This window comes from Sinisalibacter lacisalsi (assembly GCF_014640115.1).
GTDB lineage: Bacteria > Pseudomonadota > Alphaproteobacteria > Rhodobacterales > Rhodobacteraceae > Sinisalibacter > Sinisalibacter lacisalsi.
Genome location: NZ_BMGI01000005.1, coordinates 283,825 through 308,039 on the forward strand (window position 1 = coordinate 283,825; position 24,215 = coordinate 308,039).

General features: G+C 65.0%; 19 protein-coding genes and 1 tRNA gene. 12 read left to right on the forward strand and 8 right to left on the reverse strand.

Annotated features, from left to right (window positions below):
• Positions 1-71: 71 nt before the first annotated feature.
• The 3 genes from IEW01_RS15415 to IEW01_RS15425 are packed head-to-tail and all read left to right on the forward strand — an operon-like array spanning position 72 to position 1,858.
• Entirely contained in the window at positions 72-686 is a 615-nt protein-coding gene (locus IEW01_RS15415; RefSeq protein ID WP_188529355.1) for a VOC family protein, read from the forward strand.
• A complete protein-coding gene (locus IEW01_RS15420) occupies positions 683-1,168 on the forward strand; it encodes a GNAT family N-acetyltransferase (protein ID WP_188529357.1) in 486 nt (161 codons plus the stop codon). Before IEW01_RS15415 ends, IEW01_RS15420 begins: the two co-directional genes overlap by 4 nt.
• A 9-nt stretch (positions 1,169-1,177) precedes the next feature.
• Entirely contained in the window at positions 1,178-1,858 is a 681-nt protein-coding gene (locus IEW01_RS15425; RefSeq protein ID WP_188529359.1) for a molecular chaperone DjiA, read from the forward strand.
• A 76-nt stretch (positions 1,859-1,934) separates the two neighbouring features.
• On the opposite strand, the gene IEW01_RS15430 is transcribed toward IEW01_RS15425, so the two are convergent.
• Both IEW01_RS15430 and IEW01_RS15435 read right to left on the reverse strand, forming a co-directional pair.
• Positions 1,935-3,134 (reverse strand): NAD(P)/FAD-dependent oxidoreductase, encoded by a 1,200-nt coding sequence (locus tag IEW01_RS15430; RefSeq protein ID WP_188529361.1) that lies wholly within the window; start codon positions 3,132-3,134, stop codon positions 1,935-1,937.
• Between the two features lie 11 nt (positions 3,135-3,145).
• Positions 3,146-3,334 carry a hypothetical protein gene (locus tag IEW01_RS15435; RefSeq protein ID WP_188529363.1) on the reverse strand — a complete coding sequence of 63 codons (189 nt, stop codon included), beginning with the start codon at positions 3,332-3,334 and terminating at the stop codon, positions 3,146-3,148.
• A gap of 95 nt (positions 3,335-3,429) precedes the next feature.
• On the opposite strand from IEW01_RS15435, the gene trxC reads away from it, so the two are divergent.
• From trxC to IEW01_RS15465, 6 genes are all read left to right on the forward strand, one after another.
• Positions 3,430-3,876, forward strand: coding sequence for a thioredoxin TrxC (gene trxC, locus IEW01_RS15440; RefSeq protein WP_188529553.1), 447 nt, complete (start codon positions 3,430-3,432; stop codon positions 3,874-3,876).
• A 78-nt stretch (positions 3,877-3,954) separates the two neighbouring features.
• A tRNA-Ala gene (locus tag IEW01_RS15445) sits at positions 3,955-4,030 on the forward strand.
• 389 nt (positions 4,031-4,419) lie between these two features.
• A complete protein-coding gene (locus IEW01_RS15450; RefSeq protein ID WP_268236836.1) occupies positions 4,420-5,331 on the forward strand; it encodes a restriction endonuclease in 912 nt (303 codons plus the stop codon).
• Between the two features lie 711 nt (positions 5,332-6,042).
• Positions 6,043-6,606 carry a hypothetical protein gene (locus tag IEW01_RS15455; protein WP_188529367.1) on the forward strand — a complete coding sequence of 188 codons (564 nt, stop codon included), beginning with the start codon at positions 6,043-6,045 and terminating at the stop codon, positions 6,604-6,606.
• A 595-nt stretch (positions 6,607-7,201) separates the two neighbouring features.
• Positions 7,202-8,965, forward strand: coding sequence for a site-specific DNA-methyltransferase (locus tag IEW01_RS15460; protein WP_188529370.1), 1,764 nt, complete (start codon positions 7,202-7,204; stop codon positions 8,963-8,965).
• Positions 8,962-11,511 (forward strand): DEAD/DEAH box helicase, encoded by a 2,550-nt coding sequence (locus tag IEW01_RS15465; protein ID WP_188529372.1) that lies wholly within the window; start codon positions 8,962-8,964, stop codon positions 11,509-11,511. The genes IEW01_RS15460 and IEW01_RS15465 overlap by 4 nt, the downstream gene beginning before the upstream one ends.
• Before the next feature lie 219 nt (positions 11,512-11,730).
• On the opposite strand, the gene IEW01_RS15470 is transcribed toward IEW01_RS15465, so the two are convergent.
• The 4 genes from IEW01_RS15470 to IEW01_RS15485 form a co-directional block, all read right to left on the reverse strand.
• Complete coding sequence (locus IEW01_RS15470) at positions 11,731-14,271, reverse strand: AAA family ATPase (protein ID WP_188529374.1); 2,541 nt, start codon at positions 14,269-14,271, stop codon at positions 11,731-11,733.
• A 60-nt stretch (positions 14,272-14,331) separates the two neighbouring features.
• Positions 14,332-14,532 (reverse strand): helix-turn-helix transcriptional regulator, encoded by a 201-nt coding sequence (locus IEW01_RS15475; RefSeq protein WP_188529376.1) that lies wholly within the window; start codon positions 14,530-14,532, stop codon positions 14,332-14,334.
• Positions 14,533-14,747: 215 nt separating this feature from the next.
• Positions 14,748-16,040, reverse strand: a complete 1,293-nt coding sequence (locus IEW01_RS15480) for a tyrosine-type recombinase/integrase (protein WP_188529378.1) — start codon at positions 16,038-16,040, stop codon at positions 14,748-14,750.
• A complete protein-coding gene (locus IEW01_RS15485; RefSeq protein ID WP_188529380.1) occupies positions 16,016-16,243 on the reverse strand; it encodes a hypothetical protein in 228 nt (75 codons plus the stop codon). Before IEW01_RS15485 ends, IEW01_RS15480 begins: the two co-directional genes overlap by 25 nt.
• 409 nt (positions 16,244-16,652) lie before the next feature.
• Between IEW01_RS15485 and IEW01_RS15490 the strand changes: the two genes are divergently transcribed.
• The 3 genes from IEW01_RS15490 to IEW01_RS15500 all read left to right on the forward strand — a co-directional run bounded on the left by IEW01_RS15490 (position 16,653) and on the right by IEW01_RS15500 (position 22,189).
• Positions 16,653-19,151, forward strand: a complete 2,499-nt coding sequence (locus IEW01_RS15490; RefSeq protein ID WP_188529382.1) for a GcvT family protein — start codon at positions 16,653-16,655, stop codon at positions 19,149-19,151.
• 303 nt (positions 19,152-19,454) lie between these two features.
• Entirely contained in the window at positions 19,455-21,689 is a 2,235-nt protein-coding gene (locus IEW01_RS15495) for an efflux RND transporter permease subunit (RefSeq protein WP_188529384.1), read from the forward strand.
• Positions 21,686-22,189, forward strand: a complete 504-nt coding sequence (locus IEW01_RS15500) for a hypothetical protein (protein WP_188529386.1) — start codon at positions 21,686-21,688, stop codon at positions 22,187-22,189. The genes IEW01_RS15495 and IEW01_RS15500 overlap by 4 nt, the downstream gene beginning before the upstream one ends.
• Before the next feature lie 2 nt (positions 22,190-22,191).
• Here the strand turns inward: IEW01_RS15500 and IEW01_RS15505 are convergent, their stop codons facing one another.
• On the reverse strand, positions 22,192-23,103 hold the full coding sequence (locus tag IEW01_RS15505; protein ID WP_188529388.1) for an SH3 domain-containing protein: 912 nt from the start codon (positions 23,101-23,103) through the stop codon (positions 22,192-22,194).
• A gap of 208 nt (positions 23,104-23,311) precedes the next feature.
• Positions 23,312-24,052 carry a sulfite exporter TauE/SafE family protein gene (locus IEW01_RS15510; RefSeq protein ID WP_188529390.1) on the reverse strand — a complete coding sequence of 247 codons (741 nt, stop codon included), beginning with the start codon at positions 24,050-24,052 and terminating at the stop codon, positions 23,312-23,314.
• Positions 24,053-24,215 lie beyond the last annotated feature (163 nt).

Genomic DNA, 24,215 nt, shown 5'->3' on the forward strand with positions numbered 1-24,215 from the left:
AGGGCAACCGGCGCAGATAGTCTTTTGGTTTCGCCACGGGCCGTGGCAATGTCGCGCAGAACGGAGGGCAGATGCCGGGACTCATCGATCACCTCGTCGTCACCGCCGACAGGCTTTCGGCGGCGAACGCGCTCGTCGAATCCGAGCTCGGTCTGGCAACCGCTCCGGGTGGCGCGGATGCCGCGATGGGCACGCATGACCGGCTGCTTTCGCTCGGACCGGAAGATTTTGTCGCGGCGCTCGCGATCGACCCGGGCGCCCCTGCCCCGGCCTGGGCGCGCTGGTTCGGCCTCGACCGGCGCGAGGGCCCGGCTCGGCTTTCCGGATGGGCCTTGCGGGTGCCCGATCTCGACGCGGCTCTCGCCGAGGCGCCGGAGGGGATCGGCGACCCGGTCGAGGTGATGCGCGGCGCCTGCCGCGGGCGCATCAGCCTGCCCGAAAGCGGCATCCTGCCCTTCGACGGGATCTTCCCGGCCCTGGTAGAGTGGACCGGGCCGATGCCCGCCGCCGGGCTCGATGACCACGGCGCCCGCCTCGTCTCGCTCCAGATCCGCCATCCGCGCGCCGGCGCGCTCGGCTGGGCGCTGTCGATGCTGTCGAGCGACGACCGGCTGGTGGTGCGCGAGGGGCCGGTCGGGCTTTCGGCGCTGATCCACACCCCCGAGGGCGAAAAGGTGCTCGCATGATCCGCCCCGCGCGGGCGGAGGACGCCGCCCCGATCGCCGGGTTCTGGAACCCGCTGATCCGCGATACCGCCGTAACCTTCAACTCGGCCGAGCGATCCGAGGCCGAGATCGCCGCGTCCATCGCCGAGAAGGCGCGCAGCGGGCACGGGTTTTTCGTGGCCGAAGCGGGTGGCGCGGTGGTCGGCTTCGTCAGCTACGGCCAGTTTCGGGCCGGGGTGGGCTATGCCCGGACGATGGAACACACGATCATTCTTGCAGGCGACGGGCGCCGGAACGGGCTTGGGCGCGCGCTGCTCGGGGCGGCGGAAGACCACGCGCGCAGCGGCGGCGCGCGGATGATGATCGCCGGGGTTTCGGGCGAGAACACCGACGGGATCGCCTTTCACGCCCGGATGGGCTACGCCGAGATCGCCCGGCTGGAAGGCGTGGGCTGGAAATTCGGCCGCGCGATGGATCTCGTGCTGATGCGCAAAACGCTGTAGAAAGTGCCCATGTCGATCTGGACCCGCATTACCGAGGCGCTTGGCGCGTTGCGTTCCGGCGAGAGCCTCGCGGAGGTGTTCTCGCGCCTGCGCACACCGCCGGAACGCTCGACGGCCTTCACCATCGCGGTGATCGCGCTCGGGGCGAAGATGGCCAAGGCCGACGGGCAGGTGACGCGCGACGAGGTTTCGGCCTTCCGCGAAGTGTTCACCATCCCCGAGATCGAGGAGAAGAACGCCGCGCGCGTGTTCAACCTGGCTCGCACCGACGTGGCGGGGTTCGAGCTCTACGCCCGCAAGATCGTGGCGCTGTTCGGCACTGATGACCCGGCGCTGTGCGACCTGATGGAAGGGCTCTTCCACATCGCCATGGCCGACGGCGAGTATCACCCGGCGGAGGACGAGTTCCTTTCGCAGGTGGCGGAGATTTTCGGCATCGACGAGATGCGCTTCCGGGCGCTCCGGGCGCGCTTCGTGCCCGCAGCCGCGCCCGATCCCTACACCGTGCTGGGCGTGCGCCCCGACGCCCCGATGGACGAGATTCGCGCGGTCTGGCGCACCGAGGTGCGCGCCTCGCATCCCGACCAGCTCGCCGCGCGCGGGGTGCCGGCAGAGGCGGTGAGGCTCGCCGAGAAACATCTGATCGCGGTGAACCGGGCCTGGGAGGAGATCCGCGCGGCCCGCGCCTGATGCGGCGACGGTGGCGCGTTGCGGCGTGCGAAGGGGGCGGCGGACAGGGTGCGAAGCGGGCGCGGGCCTCCCCGTGCTATCCCCGCAGCCGTCCGGCGAGGCGCGAGGGCCAGCCGGTCATCTTCTCGGTGATTTTCCCGATCAGCTGCTTGGAGATCCGCTTCTCGATCTCGCCATAGGTCGTCTCGCCCGCGAGCAGGTCGAAGAAGGCCTGGCGCATGGTGAGCGAGTTCGCCAGCTTGTCCTTGAACAGGCCGGAGAAGCGGTCGGAATACTCGAAATGGCGCAGCTTGTTGGCCTTGTCGAGTTCGGCGTGGATGTAGTGGATGCGCTTGCGATAGACCCCGGTGGCCATCGCCGGCTTGCCCGCCTTGAGCACTTCCGCCGCCGCCTCGGCGGCCTCGGCGCCGCTTTCCATCGCGTAAGCCAGGCCCTCGCCGGTGATACCGTCAACCAGGCCGGCGGCATCGCCCGCGAGCAGCACGTTGCCGCGCCCCGGCACCTTCTGGTAATCGCCGAGCGGAATATGCGCGCCCTTGATCTTCACCCCCTCGCCCGCCGCGCCGGCCTCTAGATCGAGGTAATGCTCCATCCGCGCCTTGAGATCCTGGTCGAGCGACTTGATCGAGCCGAGGCCGATGGTGCGGGTCTCACGCTTGGGGAAATTCCAGCCGTAGCCCCAGTTGACGACGCGAAAGTCGATCGACATCCGCGCATCGGCGTCACAGCCGCCGGGCACCTCGGCCTCGAAGGCGAAGCCGATCCTGTCGGGATCGAAGGCCCGGCCGAAGATGTGGCGGGCGACCGGGCTGGCGGCACCGTCGGCCCCGATCAGAACGCCGTAGCCGATCCGGGTGCCGTCGGAGAGCACCAGCACGTCGGCTGTGTCATCGAAGGTTTCGATCCGGGTGCCCTGGTAATCCTCCGCCCCGGCGGCGATGGCTTCGAGCAGCAGCCGGTGATCGAGATCGACCCGGTAGGTGTAGGTGAGATCATAAGGCGCGTCGAACTCGGCCAGCGTTTCGCCGTTCCACTTGAAGGCGACCTTGCGGGAAGACAGGAAACGCTCGGGATCGACCTCGAGGCCGAACACGTCGCGCATCGCCTTCTGGCCACGGCCCGAGAGCAGGGCGCCGCACAGCTTGTGGCGCGGAAAGACGGCGCGGTCGATCACCGCGGCGGACAGCCCCAGCGCCCGCGCCCGCCGAGCCGCCGCCGCGCCCGCCGGCCCTGCCCCGACCACGACCACGTCGTAGGATCTCACGCCATCCGCCATCGCACACTCCGTTACTTGCGGGATCTTTTAGGCGAAACATCCTCGATAGAAAAGGCAACATCGCGCGACGCCAGCCACTCGGCGAAAGCCGACACCTTGTCGTCGAGCGAACAGGTGGGCGGCAGGCTGTCGAGATGGGTCTGGTAGTCCATCCGCAGTTGCAGTTGTTTTTCGGGCGTCAGTTCGGACCAAGGTGTCATGGCGCTTCTCCCCTTGCCCCTCAAGGATGGGGTTGAAACCGCCCGTCTGCAAGCGCACATATGCGCGAAGATGAATTTCTCACGGGATGAAACAGATGGCCGCCTCGATGAAAATGACCTGCCTCGATTGTGGCGCGGTGAACCGCGTGCCCGCCGACAAGCTCGCCGCCGGTCCCAAGTGCGGCACCTGCGGCAGCAAGCTCAACGACGGCAAGGTGCGCGAGATGGACGCGGGCGTGCTCGCCAAGGCGGCGAAGAGCGATGACCTGCCGCTGCTCGTCGATTTCTGGGCGCCATGGTGCGGGCCGTGCCGGATGATGGCGCCGGAATTCGCCAAGGCGGCGCAGAAGCTCGCCCCCGGCGCGCGGCTCGCCAAGATCAACACCGAGGATTTCCCCAAGGTGTCGACGAAGAACAACATCCGCGGCATCCCGACGATGATCCTGTTCCAGAACGGGCGCGAAGTGGCGCGCCAGTCGGGCGCGGTGCCGGCCTCTGCGATCGAGCAGTTCGTGCGCAGCAAGGCGAAAGTCGCAAGCTGAAGCCCTGGCGGCAAGGCGGAAGGTTCGGGCGTTTCGCGCTTGACACCGAACGCTCGAACCGCCAGATAGCATCCCGTTGGGGCCGTAGCTCAGTTGGGAGAGCGCGTCGTTCGCAATGACGAGGTCAGGGGTTCGATTCCCCTCGGCTCCACCAATTCCCATTGAAATCATTACAAAAACCAACTTAAGACCGACTTTGCCCCTAGTTAGCCCCTAAAATGAGGACCGCTAGGGGCCGAATGCAGGTCATGGTCGCCAACACTCCAGATTGCCGCTAGAGGCCCGGCGGGAGACGATTTGGTCGCAGGCACCCCCCCACCCCCCGGCCTGACCCGCTCGTCGCGCTGAAAGCCATATCCGCCGTTCACACAAAACGACGGTGGCCGGAACTCTTTGTCGGATTTGTCAAACGGGACGACGGAAATCATGAATAGTCTTCCTTCCGGGCAAAGAGGTTGATTTCCTCTGGTAGGAGGCTGAAAGTGTCTCGGCGTAGATTTGATCGGAGGTTGTTGAGTGCCCGTCCCGAGTTACGAAACACTCATGCTTCCGGTGCTTACTATGTTCGACGCAGGGGCGCGCAACGTCGCAGACTGCGTCCCGCAGATTAAGACCCAGTTCCAGATTGCCGACGAGGAGGCGGGCGAGTTGCTGCCCAGCGGGCGCGTGACCGTCCTGCAAAGCCGGACCCACTGGGCGCGCACCTACCTCTCAAAGGCGGGTCTTCTGACGTCCCCCAAACGAAACCTGCACGTTATCACGGACCGGGGGCGTGCCGTGCTGGCGCAGAATCCACCCAAGATAGACAATGCTTTTCTAGCGCAGTTCGAGGAGTTCGAGGCATGGCGTGAGCGCGCTACATCCGGTCCGGGCGGGACCGACCATGGGGAAGCCGCGCCCGCCGGGCAGGGGGCAGTCCCGAGGGGTGAGAGTGCTCAGACGCCTGAGGATGCAATAGCCGCTGCGGACAAGGTGCTGCGTGCCGCGCTGGCGGATGAATTGTTGGCCCTATTGGCAGAGGTGTCGCCCCAGCGGTTCGAACGGGTGATCCTAGACCTTCTGGCCGCCATGGGCTTCGGGCGGGGCGAATTGAGCAACGGCCATATGACCAAGACGACGGGCGATGGTGGTATCGACGGGGTGATCCATGAGGATGCGCTGGGCCTGGACGCGGTCTACGTGCAGGCGAAGCGTTATGCACCGGACAACAAGATCAGCCGACCCGACATCCAGCGCTTCGTAGGGTCATTGACTGGGGAAGGGGCGACGAAGGGCGTTTTCGTCACCACGTCGGATTTTTCACGCGAGGCACGGGACTACATCAGCCGGGTTCAGCACAGGATTGTCCTGATCGACGGCCAGCGGTTTGCGCACCTTTTGATCAAGCACGGGGTCGGTGTTCGCGTCCGGGCTACATACACCATTAAGACCGTGGATGAAGACTATTTTGTCTAGGTCCTGCAAGACGTGAGGGTGCTATGCGAAAAAGGTATAAGGATGGGTTGGTTGTCTCCCTGTTATTGCTTGGTTATGTAGCTGGTTTTTTTGTTATTGCGGTCTTTTTTCCAGAGACGAACGGGCTGGTGACAACTGTGCTCAGTTTGCTCTGGACTGTCGTCTTTTTAAAAGGATTTGAGATACTTTTCCGCGCTATGGAGGTGCATAAGGCGCGCGCGAAACGCAGGCCATCAACCGAATAATTGAGATGACGACTTGCAAAGCGTCTCTGCGGGATCATGATGTTGCCCGGAATAGGATCACGGGTCTATTCATTGCCATGTAAGGTCCCTCACCCATGGTGTCTCAATGAACCCCCGCCGCGCTTTCTATCACGAGGAGCACGAGTTTTCCTTCCGTGCCGGACGGGACCGGACCAAGCGCGGCGGAGAGGACGCAGTGGTGTGTGGCGCTCAGACCCGGCAGGGGCGTTTCTGCCAGAGCCTTCCTATCCGAGAGGGTAAAGGCCGCTGCTTGCGCCATGCGGGGCCGCACGCGGCCCGTGCGCACCGAGAGCGCCAGCTGGAGGGATTGCGGACAGGGCGGGTAAGTCCCGAGGAATGGAACCGCGCCGAGGCACGTCGGGCGGCCAACAGACTGTCCCGTGCGTGGCGGAAGGACCCTTGGCTGCCGGGCGCCACCATCGACCTAGGGGCGCATGAGAACACTATGCGTGCCGATCTGGCCGCGCGGGCAGTGCTCGACGACATACGGACGCTGGCTCCTGCGGTGGCGGACTGGCTGCGCTGGAAGTTCCGGCGCTACAGGATCGACCGGACCGACTGGGCACGCTGGGAGCGGGTTCTAGTGAATGACCTACCTTGTCGCGTGGAGGCCGCTGGGCCGCCCCCCGCCGGGTGTGAAGGTCCGTCGCTGGGCGCGAATGAGGCCGCAGCACGGGGCGCCGTGTGGACGCCTGAGGACAGTGCAGATGATGTTCGCTCCAAACGCCATTGCCCGGACCCGATCAAGGTGCCGCCCAAAGTCCGGGGCAAAGGCTACGGGCGGCGCGGACGGCCCCGGACGCAGCCTGCGGACGACGGTGAGTTGTCCGGGCTCATGGAGCTATACCGGCAGAACCAAGCCACGGTCGGGCCGATGCTGGAGCGGTGCGCGACGGATGGCGACCGGCTCGCGCTGTTGCGCGCGATGCGGGACTATCTGGCCGACCCGAACGAGCCCCGGGCGCAAGCGCGGTGGCTGTCTATGGTCCGGCTGTTGCGGTCCACCTAGGCGGTTCGGACAGGGGGCGGCCCCCAAAATCCGCACCACCTTTGCACCACCTTGTCTGCTCAAGGGGACCGGCAAGCGCACAGCGCGGGACGTTTTTCAGGGCTTCCGGGCAGGGGGCAATATGGCCCTGTTTTCTGCACCACCACCACTTCCGCCCTATAGGTAGACCATGGTGGTGCAGCAGGGGGGCCGCCCTTTAGGGGGCGGCCTCCCATGCGGCTTTCCACCCCTCCTAGTCGCAACATGTTGCATCACCTTTGCACCACTTTGAACGCGAAGGTGGTGCAGATCGGTCAGCAAGCCCCCCGTGCCGGGAACAAGGGTGGCTCCGTGCGTGCGGCGCGGCAGGCTCGCGTCCGGGGCCATGTCCGGAGGCATGTCCGGACGCAGCGAAAACCACGTCCGGAAAATCAGCTGGGACAGAGCCGGGACAAATCCGGGCCATGGCCCCGGGGCGCCGCGCCGGGTTCCGCCCCGAAGCGACGCAGGGCGATCCGATTTGCCCGCCCCCGTGCCGGGATATTTGGTGGCCTCCCCCTGTAGCGGACCCGGGAAAGACCGGTTAGGTTTGCGCAGGTTGGTTGTAGGAGCCGCAATGTCCGACAAATACGAGACCCTCACGCGCGAGCAGTTGATCGAGCTATTGAAGAAGCGGGATCGCACCAAGAAGCTGGGGCTGGTCTGGGAGCGCGACGAGATCGCGGCGGATCAGGCCATCGATGAGAACTTCATCGCCTGCGAGATCGTGCCGGAGCTGTCGGACAAGCCGGCGCCGTGGCCGAACATGGTGATCGAGGGCGACAATTTCGATGCCTTGCGCTGGCTGCGAATGACGCTGGCGGGGCGGGTGAAGTGCATCTACATCGATCCGCCCTACAACACCGGCAACAAGGATTGGGTCTACAACGACCGCTACATGGACCCGGAGGACCGTTTCCGCCAGTCCACATGGCTCGAATTCCTCTACCGTCGTTTCACGCTGGCCCGAGACCTCTTGGCCGAGGACGGCGTGATGCTGGTTTCGATCAATGATGAGCAGCGAGCACTGCTTGAGTTGATGATGGATGAGGCAATGCCGGGGATGAAGCTTGGTTGCTTTGTCTGGCGCACTCGTAAGGGCGGCTATGACAGTGGGAACTTCTCAAAAGATCATGATTTCGTAATGATCTATCGAAACCCGAAGTTCGAGTTTGCGGGATCGGCCAAGCAGCGCGCCGATTTTTCAAACGATGATGATGACCCACGCGGGCCTTGGACCGATGATCCGCTACAGCAGCCAAAAAACTATAAGCAGCGCGAGGGCGGGGTCTATCTCATCCGCGACCCTGACACGGATATCTACTATCCCCCGAACCCTAACCGTGTTTGGTCTGTTGGTCAGAGAGGCGACAAAAAGCTCCGAGAGGCCGCTATCGAAGACCTACTTGATGAAAAGCTCATCATTTTCAAAAAGAAGGGTGAATTCGTTCGGTATGAAACCTTTGAAGAGCTTCAACAAGCGATCGTGGATAAGACCGCCCACAAATTCGCAAGGCTTGATCTTCCAAACCTAGCAGATTGGGTTGGCAAAAAGATTGGGATTGGGAGCGTTCGGATAAAAAAATTCTTGAAGGACCGAAAGGAGACCCCGAACCCTCTCTCAAGCCTCTTGGACGGCGTTATCACCGATGAGTCCTATTCAGTCGAGGTGGGCAAGACAGCCGAAGGGACTCGGGCAATCCGTGCTATTTTTGGGGGTGATGCTTTTGAATATCCGAAGCCTCCTTCACTGATCCGAGAACTGATCCGGCAGTCCGCGAGACCGGGCGATATCGTGCTCGATTTCTTCGCAGGTTCGGCAACCACTGCGCAGGCGGTGATGGAACTGAATGCCGAGGATGGCGGCGACCGGCGCTTCATCATGGTTTCTTCCACCGAGGCGACCGAGGATGAGCCCGAAAAGAACCTGTGCCGCGACGTGACGGCGGAGCGGGTCCGGCGGCTCCATGCCAGCGACGATCCGAAATATGCCGACCTCGCCGCGCCTTTCGCTTACATGCGCACGCGCGAGATCGCCTTCGAGGATTTGGACTATGATCTGGACCCCAAGGATGCCTGGGCCGCGCTCGAAACCCTGCACGGCTTGCCTCTGACGGCCTATGACCCCGCCGCGCCGTGGAACGCTCACGAGGGCGAGGGCGTGACGCTGGTGATGGTGGACCGCTACGACGCCGCGCTTCTGGACTGGCTGCGTGAGCGGTCATTCCAGAACGTCTTCGTCTACTCTTGGGCACCAGGGCAATTGGCGCGCGAGCTGGCTGGTGTCGAGATCGAAATCCGCTCGGTCCGCGACACGCTGGTGCGGAGTTTCCAGCAATGAGCCCCAGAACTCAGGAAGCGCGTTTCGCACTGGCCGGATACCAGTCCCGCGCAGTCGAGGCGCTGACCGGCGTAATCCGAAAGGTGGCCGAATTCCACGACGACCGCCCGCAACACCGGCAGGAGATTGCCCTGAAAAGCGGCGTGACGTTGCTGCAAGCGCCCACCGGGTCAGGCAAGACGCTGGTGTTGGGCCGGGTGCTGGAAGGCTTGCGTGGGGCGCTGTCGCGCCCCGTCGTATGGTTCTGGTTCGCGCCCTATGCCGGGTTGGTGACGCAAACCCGCGATGCGATTGTCGATCAATGTGGGGCACTGCGGGTGCGGGATATCACCACGGATCGTGAGCCGGTGGGCACGCGCGATGGCGACGTCTTCGTCCAGACGTGGAGCGCGGTGGCGGCAAACAACAAGGACGCCCGCAAGGTTCGGCGCACCAAGGAAAGCGCCCTGTCGCTCGATGACATGATCGCGGCGCTGCGCGATGACGGTTTTTTCGTGGGTGTGGTGATCGATGAGGCGCACCTGAATTTCGGGGCCTCGGCCAAAGCGGCCGCAGACTTCTACCTGAACGCCTTGAAGCCGGATTTCACCGTTCTGGCAACGGCCACCCCCAACGACGACAAGCTGGAAGCCTTCGAGGAAAAAGCCGGGATCGAAGTCGCGAGCCGCGTGATCGTGCCGCGCAGCGACGTGGTGGAGGCGGGGCTGAACAAGGTGGGGCTGATGATGGGCGTGATCCGGATGAGCGATGCGGACCGCGATCTGGTGGACCACGAACAGGCCACGCTCACCGCCGGTTGGACGCAACACCAGCGGGTGAAGGCGCGGCTTGATGAGCGAGGTGTCGTCCTCACCCCCCTGATGCTGGTGCAGGTCGAGGATCAGGCGAAGGGTGGCGGTGATCCGGTTGACCGTGTGCGCGAAAAGCTGATCGAAGTCGGCGTGCCCGAGACTGCGATTGCGACGCACACGTCCGGCCAACCCGACCCGGATTTTCACACGCTCGCCTATGACCCCGACAAGGAAGTGCTGATATTCAAGGTGGCCGTTGCAACGGGCTTTGATGCGCCCCGCGCGTGGACGCTGGTTTCGGTCCGCCCGAACCGGGGCAAGGAATTCGGTCTGCAAATCGTTGGCCGGATCATGCGGGTGCATCCTCTGATCCGCCCTTATCACGGGCAGGATGCCCTGCTGGATCGTGGCTATGTGTTCCTCACCGACCCGGAAATGCAGGCGGGCCTCGATGCCGCCGTCGAAGAAGTCAAAGCGGTGCGCCAGAGCATCGAATTGATCACGGACCGGCTGGATGTTGTCGAGTTTGGCAATGCCGCAAAGCCGCTGGGCTTTTCCGATGTCGTCACGACGTCACAGTTTCAGCCACCGGTCCCGTCCAGCCCCGAAGACCGCCAGATGCGGCTCGCGAACCTGATCGATCAAGGGTTGGTTAAGTCGGACGTGGTGTCCCTGCCGGACGCAGAACAGGACCGCGCAATTCTTGCCGGAGAAGCATGGCAGCAGATGACCCAGACGCCCCTGTTCGGGAACCTGCCGGAAAGCGAACGTCCGGACGCAGCACCGGCGAGCTCCGGTAAACCCAACCTGCGGCCCTACCCCCTGCGTCGGGATATCGACCTGCCCGAAGGCTTGTGGCGCGAATTGCCACCCGATCCGAGCGAGGCCGACAAGTTGGTCGGTGATATTGCGAAGGTCTTCTGCGCAAGCTCGAACGTCGTGTCGCTGCTACAAAAGCGGAAGACCAAGGCCAAGATGAGCCTGCGCGATCTGTTCGTCGCGGATATGGCTGAGGAAGTCGAGTTGCGGCTGCGATTTTCGAACGCGCGCGTCGCGGAAAAGGCCCAGATGGCCTTCAACTTCAACGACACTATTGATCCCCGTTTGCTCAAGCGCGCCTTGATCAGCGAGTTGCGTCGGGTTGTCGATGACGAGGTTATCGAAGCGGAGGAACGCGATTTGCGCCGCGCGCTTGATCTCGCGGTGATGGGGGAGCCGGACAAACTCAAGGAAGCCATGAAGACAGCCCAAGGCCGAAACGTCCGGGTGTCCGATGCCGAGCCGATCCCGGAGGCTTATTATGGTCCCGATGGCCTACCCCCCGCCGGGAAGTCAGCTTACGGGGTCTTCCCCGCGCGCTTGAACGGCGAGGAACAACGGTTTGCCGAATTTCTCGACGCGGATAGCACGGGCACGGTTCTTTGGTGGATGCGCAACCCGGAAAACGAGCGCTGGGCAACGCGGATCGTTCTGCCCAGCGGCAAAAACTTCTTCCCTGACTTTGTTGTCGGCGTTGCGGGGCGCGCCACGCCGAATTCCATCGCCTTGGTCGAGATCAAAGATGACGGCGAGACCGGACGGCTGCAATCGGACCGGAATATCGACAAGATCAGGGTCCAGCACCGGGAATACCGGAACGTGTTCTGGACCTACCGAATGGATGGCCAATGGGTGCGCGCGCACCTGAATGAAGGTTTGCACCGCATTTTGCCGAAGGATGCCTTCTCGATCTCGGAAATGGTCTTCCTCAACTGATGGCGCGCGCCCCGAGCAGGTCGGAAGCTCCCAAAGCAGTAGTGCAGATATCGGGGCACTGTTGGCCTCGCTTCGTTTGATGCGTGAATTTTTCATGCGTGAGTATGGTCAAGAGCACCCGCCGCACCTGTTTTTCGTTCCGGACGCAGCGAAAGCCACGTCCGGAAAATCAGCCGGGACAGAGCTGGGACAATTGCGCCTCAGCAGATCGTGAGACGCCTACGCGGCGCCGGGCTGTTCGTCCTGGTGTTCGCCGTTTTGGAAAATGGCGGGCGTCCCGGGGCGGATGCAGGGGCGCGGCTGCCGGTTCTTGTCGGGCGCGTCGTATTGCTCAAGGCTGCCGTCTTTCAGCCAGCCACGCACCATGGCCTTGATCCGGGCGAGATTGGCCCGCTCCTCCGCCGACAAGTCCGCAACTTTGCTGCCGAGAGAACCAACGGGAAGCCCGAGAGTTTCGGCAATCAGATAGCCGACCCACTCGCGGGCCGATGAAGCGGCGCGCGGGGGCTCGCCCGCGTCGATAGCGGTCTGAATAGCGGCCTGCACCGCCGCGAGGTCGGACGCGGAGGCACCTGCCGCCACCGGCGGTGTCCACCGCTCCACGGTTTGCACATCGTCGCCATTCGGGTAGTCGCTGGTGCCATTTCCGAGGTTAACCGAAACCAAGCGAAGCCACCGCGCTTCCTCAGCCGGGGCAAGGTTCGCCTTCCCATTGTCAACGCGGATGTAGAACCGGCGATCCACTGAGGCAATTCCGAGGCTGCCGACGTCACTACCCCCAGCGGGGCGCAACTGCCGGACCACACGCGCACCATCAACAAACGCGGACGCGCCCCGCGCCGCTCCGGCCCCTGCCGTGTCCATATCTTTAGCGGCCATCTTTCCAGTGTGGTGCACCAAGACGATAGCCGCCCCAGACTTGTGTGCGACTTCACGCAGAGCGGCCATAAGCATGTTGGCGGCTTCGTTGGAGTTCTCGGGCAGGGTATGCATCGCGCCAAGAGGATCGAGGATCAGAACATCAATCCGGGCCTGCGTCAGTTTCTCCACCAACCACTCCACGGCCTTCCTGTTGACGGTAAGCCCATCGCGCCCCTGCCGGGCGAGGATGAGGTCCAATTCCCGCCCCGAGGTCATACCCAGACGATTACCCAAATCCGTGTGCGTGATCCCGTGGTGGCGCATCACCGCTTCAAAACGCCGTTGCAGCTCGATCCGATCATCTTCCGCGTTGTGATAATGGACGCGCAGCGGGTGGTGCGGGTTGTCGCCCGGCAGGAGGGTCCGGCCCGTCGCCATGGCAACAGCTTCGGTCATCACGAGAGCCGACTTGCCGGTGCCGCCAGGAGCAACCAGCATGGAGATATAACCGGCGATCACGTTCCGGCCGTAGAGCCACGGGCGCGGCGGCAACGAGGTAGCGTTGAAGGGCTGAACCGGTTGCAGGCGAAAACTGGCAGGCAGAGGCGGGAAAGCGGCCCGTGCCATCGCGTCCCGGACCTTCTGCCACCCGTCAGGGTTCGCGCGCTCAAGTTCCCGCATCAAGGTGCCCCAGCCCGTGTGCGGCTTGAAACTATCCCACTTGCTTTCCGCCTCACCCGGATCGCCGCCCCATTTCGCGGACCATTCGACCCACGCCGCCCGCCCTTCGGCCTCAAACCCGCCCGCGACTGCCGCGCCCTTGATTGCGTGCCCGATCCTGATCCAGTCGTCATAGTGGTCGAAAGGCCCGCCCGGATCGTTGGGCAGTTCTTGCAGCGCCATGCGGAGCAAGTCCGTGCTGGGGGCCGGATCCCCCCTCTTCTCGCCGGTGCCGTTGGAGGACGCGGAAGCGGAGTTGTCGCCACGCCCGCGCTTGCCGGGCAAGCCCAACCGTTGGGCCACGCCCTCGATCTCCGCGCAAAGAGCTTCCAAAGCGCGCGGTGCGCCTTCAACCAAAGGCAAAGCTCCCGTACCGGGCACAGGGAGCGCCAACGCCACGGTGTTGCCCCGCTGGCGCTTCACCTTCGTGGGGAGGTTCACGGTGAAGGGCAAGCGCGCAATGCGGGGCAGGTCGGCCACGTTGTCGGACCCAATCCGCGCCATGGCCGACGCAAGCGACGCGACGGACGCGGACAGGTCTTCGCCGATCTGGTCTTCAATCCGGAAATGGACATGGAAACCGTTGCCGGTCTCGACCACAAGAAGAGGGCCGAGGGCTTCCAGTTCCTGCCGCGTCCGGGTCCAGTCCGGGTCCATGTCCGGCGCGTCCTTGCGGTCCATGTCCAAGAAAACGGCCCGGCGGGCCGCCACGTCTTTGTCCCTCGCTGCCCTGTCCGTCCCGCCGAGGGCGGACGCACGCGGGTTGACGCCGAAGTAAAGGTTGCGCCGTCCGTTGTGCGTCTTGATGAACTCAGCGAGGTCCGCCCGATCGTCCGGCACGGACAGATCGCCATTGTGGCTCCGGGCGCCGCCCCCTGCCGGGTCCAGCGCCCGGATTTCAACCACATCGCCGGGCTGGAAAAGCGGGTCGATGGCCTCCAACGCCTGCCTCGCCGCATGGCCGCCGGACAGAAGATCGGCAATGGCGGCTTGGGCTGTGTCGGCTCCAAGAAGGCCGCACGCATATTCCGCTTGGAAGCGCAGAACGCGTTCCCTGTCCTCGGACCAGACAAGGCCCGCGCGTTGAATTTCGTCAAGGAGGTGCCGCCATTCCGCCACGGCGGTGTTGTCGGTCGTGTCAGCTTGCGCCGTCGTGGCGCTAATGGTATCAATTTTCACGTCTAAGTCCTTCTGCCCCGTTCGTGCCTGCCAGCGCGACGGGGCGCTTTCGTTTCAGGGTCAGGCTGCGGTGCGTTCAGCGATCCGGGCCGCGATCCATTTCTGGATTTCGCTCTCCGGCCAGCGCGAGGCGCGGCCGATCTTCACAGGCGGCGGGAAAGCCCCTTGGGTAATCTTCCGGTAGATCGTGGCACGCTGGTAGCCGGTGGCATCTACAACCGCGTGCAGGGGGAGAAGGCGCTCGGGATAGGTATTCTGCATGATCGAACTCCGCATTCGTCGTCAGAGAGTTGCTGCGGGCAATATCGATCCTTCGCAGGAGAGCCGTCAAGAGACATAATTCGGCTAAATATCTGATATGTTTGACACCTTTGTCAAATGCCGCCGTCAAAAAGGGAGTGCACTCGTCTTTGCTTTCAATGGCCTAGCTGGCAGTTTGTGCTGCGATTTGAGGCTTAGGGTTGAATGAAATTTTTTCAACTCGCCCGACCAAACTGCACGATATCGCCCCCTTCTGCGGGGGCTTCGCCGTCGCAATGGGCGGCCCAGGCCTCCATCACGACGCGCCGACGCTCAACCGATTGCTCCCGCCGATAGGCGCTTTCCACGTCCCCAAGCACGTGCGCCAAGGCTTCCTCTGCCAGTTCCCGGGGCACGTCATGGCGGGAGCCAGCCCAATCGCGGAACGCGCTGCGGAAGCCGTGCGGCACGCTGTCCTCGACCCCGAGCCGCCGCATGACGGCCCGCAAGGTCATGTCTGAAAGGGGCCTTCCCGCCTTCGCTCCGGGGAAAACGAATTGATCCGGCCGTGGGCCTTCTTGTGCCGGGTTGTCGATCTCCGCGAGCGCGCGAGCGGCTTCAAGGAGTTCGATCATGCGCGCGCTGAGGGGCACGATGTGGTCACGACGCTTTGTGTCGCGGCGGGTTTTCATGCGGTTGGCGGGGATGGTCCAGGTCTTCCCATCAAGGTCAATTTCGCCCCAGGTCGCCTCCCGGACCTCACCCGAACGCGAGGCGGATAGAATGAGGAATTCCAGCGCCAGCGCCCCCGCGGCATCGCGGTCGCGAAGGCGAGCGATGAAGTCGGGCACTTGCCGCCATGGCATCGCGGGCTGGTGGCCTTCCGTCAGCTTGCGGGGCTTAGAGAGCGTGGCGTTCAGCAATTTCCACCGTGCCGGGTTCTCTCCCTCGAACGCATCGTTCTGCGCGGCGTGGTCGAAGAGTTGTTCCAACCGCCCCCGGACGCGCTTTGCCGTTTCGTGTTTCGTGTCCCAGATCGGGGCGAGCACAGCCAGTACGTCCTTGCGGGTAATCGCGTCCAAGCGGAGCGGACGCAAGGGCGCAGCGTATTCCTTGAAGGTCTGGCGCCACTGGTAGATGTGCTTGGGGTTCGTGAAGCCTGCGGACCTGATCTTCCATTCAACGAAGGTGTCGGCGTAGTCGCCAAAGGTCATGATGTTGGCCTCAGCAGCGACGGTCGCGCGCGCCTGCTCCGCTGCCTCGTGAGCGGCGGCAATCGGATCGACCCCCAAGGCGACCTGCTTCCGTGCATCGGCAGCCTTTTCCCGTGCCAGAGCCAATGGAATGGCGGGGAAAGGCCCGAGGCCCATTTCCCGTTGGGATTGGCCCGGCAGGGAGAAGCGGAACACCCAACGGCCACCACCGCGCTTGCTTGCGCGGTAATACAGCCCGCCCCCATCGTTGAGGGCCTTTCCGGGCACGGCGGCCTCGATCTGTTTCACGGTCAGTCGGTGCAGGGTTTTTGCCATGGCGGCGTCCTTTCAGTGCAGGCGGCGTGGATCGACGGCCGTTGGGCAATGTCGATCTCCGCGTAGCGCTCGGTGTCGTCAGTCCGGAATGTGGCGATCTTGTCCAAGTCAAGCAGGGCGCGTGAAAGTGCCACCACGCGATCTTCAAGGAGGCCCATGGTCGGTGCGGTCGAGGTGGCGGCGAATGTGACGAGGGCGGGCATATCGGGGCTCCGTTCACGTTGCCGGGGTTTTGCGGAACGAATTCCTGCCCCTAATCTGCCCCTAAAATCTTGTGGCAGTCAATAGACCTCGTGAGACGTCGTGATTTGTCAGTTCTGACAAACGACTGAAAATAGTGATATTAAATTGGTGTTGATGGATGTTGAGAGACCGGAATGGACACTGGTTGTGCGGCCCTAGGCTCCACCAAATTCCCAAATCGAAGCATCGAGAAGGCCGGGCGCACAGGCCGGCCATCGGCAGCAATTCCCCCGCGGAACCTGCCGCCTCGGCGCGCGCGCATCATCCGGTGGAAAGCTGGTCGTTTTCGCTCGCCCAAGCGTCGGCTGCCTGTCTCCCGGCAACGCGCGATCGGGCAGGATGGCGGCAGTTTTTCGAGGGAGTCGCGCCATGAAAACCCATGTCAAAGCGCTTGTCGTCGGCGGTGGCGCCGTTGGAGCGTCGATCGCCTATCATCTTGCGCGAGCCGGTTGGGCCGACGTGATGCTGCTTGAGCGCGACGAGCTGACCTCCGGCTCGACGTGGCACGCCGCGGGCCTCCTGCCGCTGTTCAACATGGGCTATGCAACCACCCATATTCACGATTACAGCGTGAAGTTCTACAAGACGCTCGAGGAAGAAACCGGGCTCAACGCCGGGTTCTCGGTGGTCGGCAACCTGCGCATGGCCCAAAGCCCGGAGCGGATGGACGAGTTCCAGCTCTACGCCAGCACCGCCGACACCGTGGGCATTCCTTACGAGTTTCTCACCCCCGAGCAGATCAAGGAGCGCTGGCCGCTGGTGCGCACCGATGATCTCGAGGGCGCGCTCTTCCACCCCACCGACGGCTACATAAACCCTGCCGACGTGACCATGGCGATGGCCAAGGGCGCACGTCAGCGCGGCGTGATCATCGAGCGGAAATGGCAGGTTGACGGCTACCGCTGGACCGGGTCGGAGTGGATCGTCACCGCGACGAAGATGGGGGAGAAGGGCGGCAACCTCGTCGCCACCGAGGAACAGATCGAGATCCACGCCGAACACGTGGTCACCGCCACCGGCAACCACTCCCAGCGCACGGCGCAGCTTCTCGGCATCAAGATCCCCGCGATCCCGGTTGAGCACCAGTTCATCGTGACCGAGCCCGATCCGGCGCTGGTGGAGTACCGCAAGAGCCACGGCGAGCACCCGGTACTGCGCGACGCCGACGCCAAGTGGTATGTGCGCGAGGAACGCGGCGGCTGGATTCTCGGCCCCTACGAGCGCAATGCCCCTGCCCGCTTCGAATACGGCGTGCCCGACAGCTTCCGCGCCGACCTCTTCCCGCTCGACCTGGAGCGGATCGAGGAGGAATACATGAGCATGATCCACCGCATCCCCTCGTCGGAGGAGGTCGGTCTGAAGGACGATTACAACGGCCCGATCTGCTACACGCCCGATGGCAACCCGCTCGTCGGCCCGGCGCCGGGCCTGCGCAACATGTGGCTCGCGGAGGGGTTCTCCTTCGGCATCACCGCCGCCGGCGGCACCGGCTACTACCTCGCGCAGATGATGGTCGAGGGCGAGGCCGAGATCGACATGGCCTCGCTGGATCCCAAGCGCTACGGCGACTGGATGACGACCGAATACGCCGCTCGCAAGAACGAGGAGGCCTACGAGCACGTCTACATCCTGCACCACCCCGACGAGGAGCGCGAGGCCTGCCGCCCGCTGCGCACCGCGCCGGCCTATGACCGGCAGAAGGCGCTCGGCGCGCAGTTCGGCCAGGTTAACGGCTGGGAGCGGCCCAATTACTACGGCCCCGTCGATGCGCCCGACAATTTCGACTACGAGGCGCGCAGCTTCCGCCGCGGCGGCTGGTGGCAATATGCCGAGGCCGAGGCGAAGGCGATCCGCGAGAGCGCCGGGATCATCGACGCCACCGCCTTCGCCAAGCACGTGGTCAAGGGGCCGGGAGCGGCGGGGTTCCTCGACTGGTTCACCACCAACAAGCTGCCCAAGGTGGGCCGGATCAACCTCACCTACGCGCTCACCGAAACCGGCACGACGCGCACCGAATACACCATCATCCGCGAGGAAGAAGACCGTTTCGTGCTGATCTCGGCAGGTGGCCTGCACGCTTACGACCGCGATTACCTGCTCAAGGCGGTCGAGGACAAGGAGCCCGAGTTCGGCCGGATCGAGGTGGAGGACTGGACGACGCGATTTGGCGTCTTCGCCCTCGCCGGGCCGAAATCGCGCGCCATCCTCGCCGAGGTGATCCGCGACGCCGAACCGGAAACGGCGCTCTCCAACAAGCGCTTCCCCTGGCTCTCGGCACGCAAGATCGAGCTTGGCATGTGCCCCATCGTCGCGGTGCGCGTGGCCTATACCGGCGAGCTGGGCTGGGAGCTGCACCACCCGATCGAGATGCAGAACTACCTTTGGGACCTGTTGATGAAGGCGGGCACGGCGCACGGGCTGAAGCCGGTCGGCGCGCGGGCGCAGAACTGGCTGCGGCAGGAGAAATCCTACCGCGCCTTCGGCACCGAGTTGGGCCGCGACGCGACGCCGCTCGAAGCCGGGCTCGACCGCTTCGTCGATCTCTCCAAGGACTTCCACGGCAAGGCGGCGATGCAGGCCAAGGGCATCCGTTCGCTCTGCGTCACCCTGCTGATCGACGGGCCCGAGGATGCCGACCCCTGGGGCCGCGAGGCGCTGTACGCGGGTGACGAGAAGGTCGGCCGCCTCACCTCGGGCGGCTACTCGGTGGCCTTTGGCAAGTCGATCGGCATGGGCTACGTGCGGCCGGACCTCGCCAAACCCGGCCAGAAGCTCAAGGTCAAGATGCAGGGCCGGCTGTGGGATGCGGAAGTGGTCGAAGACAGCCCGCATGATCCGCAGAACGCCCGTATCCGGCTGGACGGCTGAGCGGATTGGGCGGGGGGACAGCCCCCCGCCGACCCGGGCGGCGCCGCCGCCCGCGCGGGCACGCATCGACGCCGCGCGCTGAACCTGCGGCTTGCGGACCACCCCGCCGATATCGCGGCCATTCCGGTGCGCCATTTCGACGGGGCCGCGGTCTGGACCTATCTCGACGAAACCTGATCCACCGCGCGGCGCCGCGCCGTAGTGTCAGGGTGCACTCGAGGGTGGCCGCAGCGGCACAGCGCCCGCCTTGCAATGCGACGTTGGGCGTGGCTAAAAGGCTTTCAGGCAGGGAGACGGGCTGTTTTGAACGGGCTGGTAAGAAAGCTGGCGGCAGCATTGGCCGCGCTGCACGGGCGGCTGATCCTGCTGTGGATCCTGCTGGCGGTGATCCTCGTCTTTTCGCTCACCGGCATCGCCCGGTTGCGCTTTGACGACGAGCTGTTCCGGTTTTTCGACAGCGATATCGCCGCCTTCGACGATTTCGTGGCGCTCTCGCAGGCGTTCGAGGGCGATTCCAACGACGTGATCGTGCTGATCGAAGCCCCCGACCTGGCCGATCCGGACGTTGCCGGGGCGGTGTCGGATTTCCTGCTCGATGCCCAGTTCGTGCCCGGCGTGCGTGCCGCGATCTCGCCGTTCTCGCTGCGCGTCGGCGGCGAGGACGGGGCGGTCGCGCCGCTGTTTCCCTACCCGCCCTTGCCTCGGGCCGAGATGGCCGCCCGGCTCGACGCCGAGCGCGCGGACAATCCCTCGCTCAGCCGGCTGATGTCGGCCGACCGGCGGGCGATGATCGTGGTTCTGCCGATCACCGAGGACGGCGAAGACGATCTCAGGGAGCGCCGCACGCAGGTCGGCGCGCTGGAAGAACTGGGCGACCGTCTCGCCGCCGCCGCGCCCGGGGTCTCGGTCGCGCTGTCGGGCTACCCGGTGCTGCGCGACAACGTGGCCCGCGCGCTGATCGACGATATCGTGATGCTCACCGGGTTCGGCATCCTGGTGGGGTTCTTCATCGCGATCACCACCTTCCGCTCGCTGCGCCTCGCGTTGCTCACGTTGCCGGGGCCGGTGATGGCGGTGTCCGTCGCGATCGGCCTGCACGGCCATCTCGGAGTTGCGATCAACACCATGACCATCGCGCTGCCGGTGCTGGTGCTGGTGCTCGCCACGTCCGACAGCATTCACATCGGTTTCGAACGCGCCCGGCAAGCCGGGCGGGCCAGCACGCGGGCGACGGTGCGGGCGGTGCGCCGGGTGGCCGTGGCCTGCATCTTCGCCGCCGTCACAACCGCGGTGGCCTTCGCGGCGCTCGCCACGTCGCGCTCGGAAATCCTGGCCGAGATGGGCCGGATGGGGGTGATCGTGGCGCTTGCTTCAGTTTTCACGGTGATACTGACCCAGACCACCGTGCTCGCCACCGCCGGCCGCTTTGCATGGTTTGCCCCGCTCTTCGACCGGCTTTCGGTTCATCCGCCGTTTTCGCGCGGGCTTGAAAACCTGCCCCGCCTTGCGCTCGCCGCGCCGCGGCGCATCGCCTGGGCCGGGCTCGCCGTGCTCGCGATCTCGACGCTGCTCTACAGCCAGGCCGGCCCACGGTATTCGCTGATGGACAGCCTCAAGCCCGACAGCCCGATCCGCACCGTGTTCGACCGGGTCGAGGCCAAGGTGGCCCCGGTGAGCCAGATCCAGATCCCGGTGACGAGCACCGATCCCGAGATCGTCGCCAAAGTGCGCGACGTGGTGGCGGAGGTGACAGAAAGCCCCAACGTGCAGTCGATCGCCGATGTCGTCGGCGGGGCCGAGGCGGTGGAGTCCGAACTGCCGGCGCCGCTGGCGCGGCGACTGGTCTCGCGCGACGGCACGCAATCGCTCGTCTCGGTGCCGTTTCGCTATGAGAACGGCCAGGAAACGCTGGCCCTCGCCGAACGGATCGACGCCGCGATCGCCGCCGAACCCGGTCTTGCCGAAATCGAGGTCGGCCGGGCGACCGGCCTGCCGGTGATGTCGGCGCGGGTGGCGGAGGTCGTGCTCGACGAGATCAACCGCAGCCTTCTGATCGCGCTCGGCGGCGTGGCGGTGCTGATCTTCATCTGGCTGGGCAACCTGCGGATCGCGCTGATATCGCTGGTGCCCAACATGCTGCCGGTCACCCTGATCGGGGCGTGGCTGATGCTCACCGGCAAGGGCATCGAGTTTTCCAACGGGCTGGCTCTGACCGTGGCCTTCGGCGTGGCCGTCGACGATACGCTGCACGTGCTCAACCGGCTGCGCCTCAACGGCGGGATCGCCCATTTCGAGCGCGCCCGCGTGGCGGCGGCGCTCGAAGAGGTTGCGCCGGCGCTGGTCACCACCTCGCTCGTGCTGGTTCTCGGCATGGGCGGCACGCTGTTTGCCGAGAACAAGGGCGTCAGCGATTTCGGCAAGATCGCCATGGCGGTCTACCTGCTCGCGCTGATCGCCGATCTCATCATCCTGCCCGCCGTGCTGGCCGTCTTCGGTCCGCGCCGCAAGCACGGGAAACTGGAAAAGGAGCCGTCATGATCCGGATCGCCACCGCACTTCTGCTAGGCCTCGCGAGCCCCGCCGCCGCCACCGAGATCTTCGAGGCCGAGGGGGCCTGGGTGGGCGAGGGCCTGCTCGCCACCGGCGCCGAGGCACCACTGGAACGCGGCCGCTGCCGGGTGAACATCACCCCCGAGCCGGATGGGCGCGACGTGAGCGTGACCGGCAGTTGCGCCGTGACGGTGGGGGTGTCCGACATTTCGCTGAGGCTCGTGCGCGCCGGCGACGGCCGGGTGAACGCGGGTTTCTGGTCGGCGGCGACGGGGCAGACGGTGCAGTTCTCCGGCACCGAAACCGATGCCGAGATCGAGATGGTTTCGACCACGGCGCTAATCGTGGACGAGAAGAGCTACGAGAGCCGGGTGAGCGTGAGCGCCCCCGACGAAAGCAGCTTTGCCATCCGGCAATTGCTGCGCGCCGAGGGCGCCGAGGCCTGGCGGCTGGTCGTGGACATGACCTACCGCAAGGCCGGCGGCTGAGCCTATTCGACCAGCACCGAGCTTCCCTTGTTGTTCAGGAAAGCCCCGAGCACGGGCACGTTGGCATTCATCGTGCGGCAGTAGCCCGCGAGGTTGGTGTCGACGCAGAGCGTCGCCTGCGCGCCGCCGAACAGCGCCACCGAGGTGGCCCTGTCATTCGCCGCCGGCGGCAGCACGTCGATCCGTCCCGGACGCATGCAGAAGTAATCGCCGGTGTAGCCCGGAAGATCGAAGAAGCAGGCCTGCTTCAACGCCGGCAGCGAGCCGGTGTAGACCCGCAGCGACGAGACCTTGTTGTTGAGATATTGCCCGAGATGCGATTCATCGGAGGTCACGTCACGGCAGAACGGCCCCATGTTGGCGTTCTCGCACAAGCGAACCTTGGCGTTGCCTTCGAGCCGCACCGAGGTGATCCGGTCATTGGCGACCGGCGGCAGGCTCAGGTAGATGCCAACGTCACGGCAGAAGCTGTCGCCGGTGAAGTTGGGCCCGTCGAAGAAGCAGGCACGGTCGGGCCCGGTCGGGGGCAGAACACCGCCGCCACCACCACCGCCACCATCGCCGTCGCAGACGATCGAAAACGTCGGCCCGCCGGGGCCGAGGGTCAGCTGAAAGCGGCAATCGGGCTCAAGCGCGCCGCCACCCTCGGTAACGGGTTCGAGATAGGACGCGTTCACCCAGCCGTCAGGGCCGGAATGGTCGATGCGGCACCAGCCGTTCGACTCGCATTCCTCGACCGAGACGGCCTCACCGGGATAGAGCGTGTCGACCACGGGGTTTGTCGCCCCCGGGCCCGCACGCACGTTGAGCCAAGTCGTCGCCGTGGCGTCGACCGCGAGCGCCGGCAGCGCGGCGACAATCAGGCCGAGCGCCGCTCCGGCCAGCGTGGCAAGAATTTTTCGGATCGGTTTCATGGCATCCCCCTTTCCGGACCCGCCGGAATTTGGTGATAGACTGGTTACTTGTCGCAAGACTTCGGCGCCGGCGCCTTGAGGCAGGTCAATCACCCGCCAATTCGGCCTTTTTCTGCCGATTGCGATCTTGCCGGGGGGTTGCGGTTTTGCAGGCCGGACGCGGCGCGGACGACACACCAGCCGATGAGCCGGTCTGCCTGCGAGCGGCTCAGAACAGGCTGTCGAGGAGGATCTCCACTGCCAGCGCGGCGAGGAGCGCAAGCACGAGCTTTTCGAAGGCGTCGCGCGGCAGCCGCCGCCCGATCCAGCCACCCAGCGGCATGAACAGCAACAGCGGGATGAGCGCGAGCAGGCTGTAGCCGAACCGCTCGACGGTCATGATCCCGAAATGGATCTGGGCCGGGAGTTGCACCAGCCCGAGCGCCACGAAGAACAGCGAGGCCGTGGCCATGAATTCTTCGCGCGAGGGCCGTATCGCGCTGAGGAAGGTAAGCGAAACCGGGGCGGACAGGCCCGTCGCCCCTTGCAGCATCCCGGCCAGGATCCCCACCGGAACCGCCACCCGGGTGGCGCGGGCGCGCGCGAGGTGCCAGGCCGGGTTGAGCAGGCGAAAGCCGATATAGGTCACCAGCACCAGCCCGACGCCCAGCAGCAACACCTCCGACGGAAGCCCCGCCAGCGCCACCGTGCCGGCCGCCGCGCCGACCCCGCCCGCGACGGCAAAGCCACGGGCGAGGCGCGGATCGGCAACGGAACGGCGGTAGAGCCAGTATTGCCACAGGTTGGGCACGATGTTGGGCAGCACGAAAACCGCAACCGCGAAGGGCACGTCGCGCAGCGACGACATCAGCGGCACCGCGAGCAGCGGCGCGCCGGCACCCATTGCGCCCTTGAGCAGACCGCCCGCCGCGAAGGCGAGGAAGACGAGCAGGAGATCACCCGCGCTCATCGGGCCAGGCCGGCCGCGCGTGCGGCGGCGTTTTCCTGGCCATCGGAGGCGGTGCGCGTCGTCATTCTACCCCGGTCATCCCTGTTGCCTGAGGGTCGTGCCGCACCGGGCGGCACGGTTGGAGGAACCTCACCATCCCCGCGCCGCCGAGAGGCATTGGAAA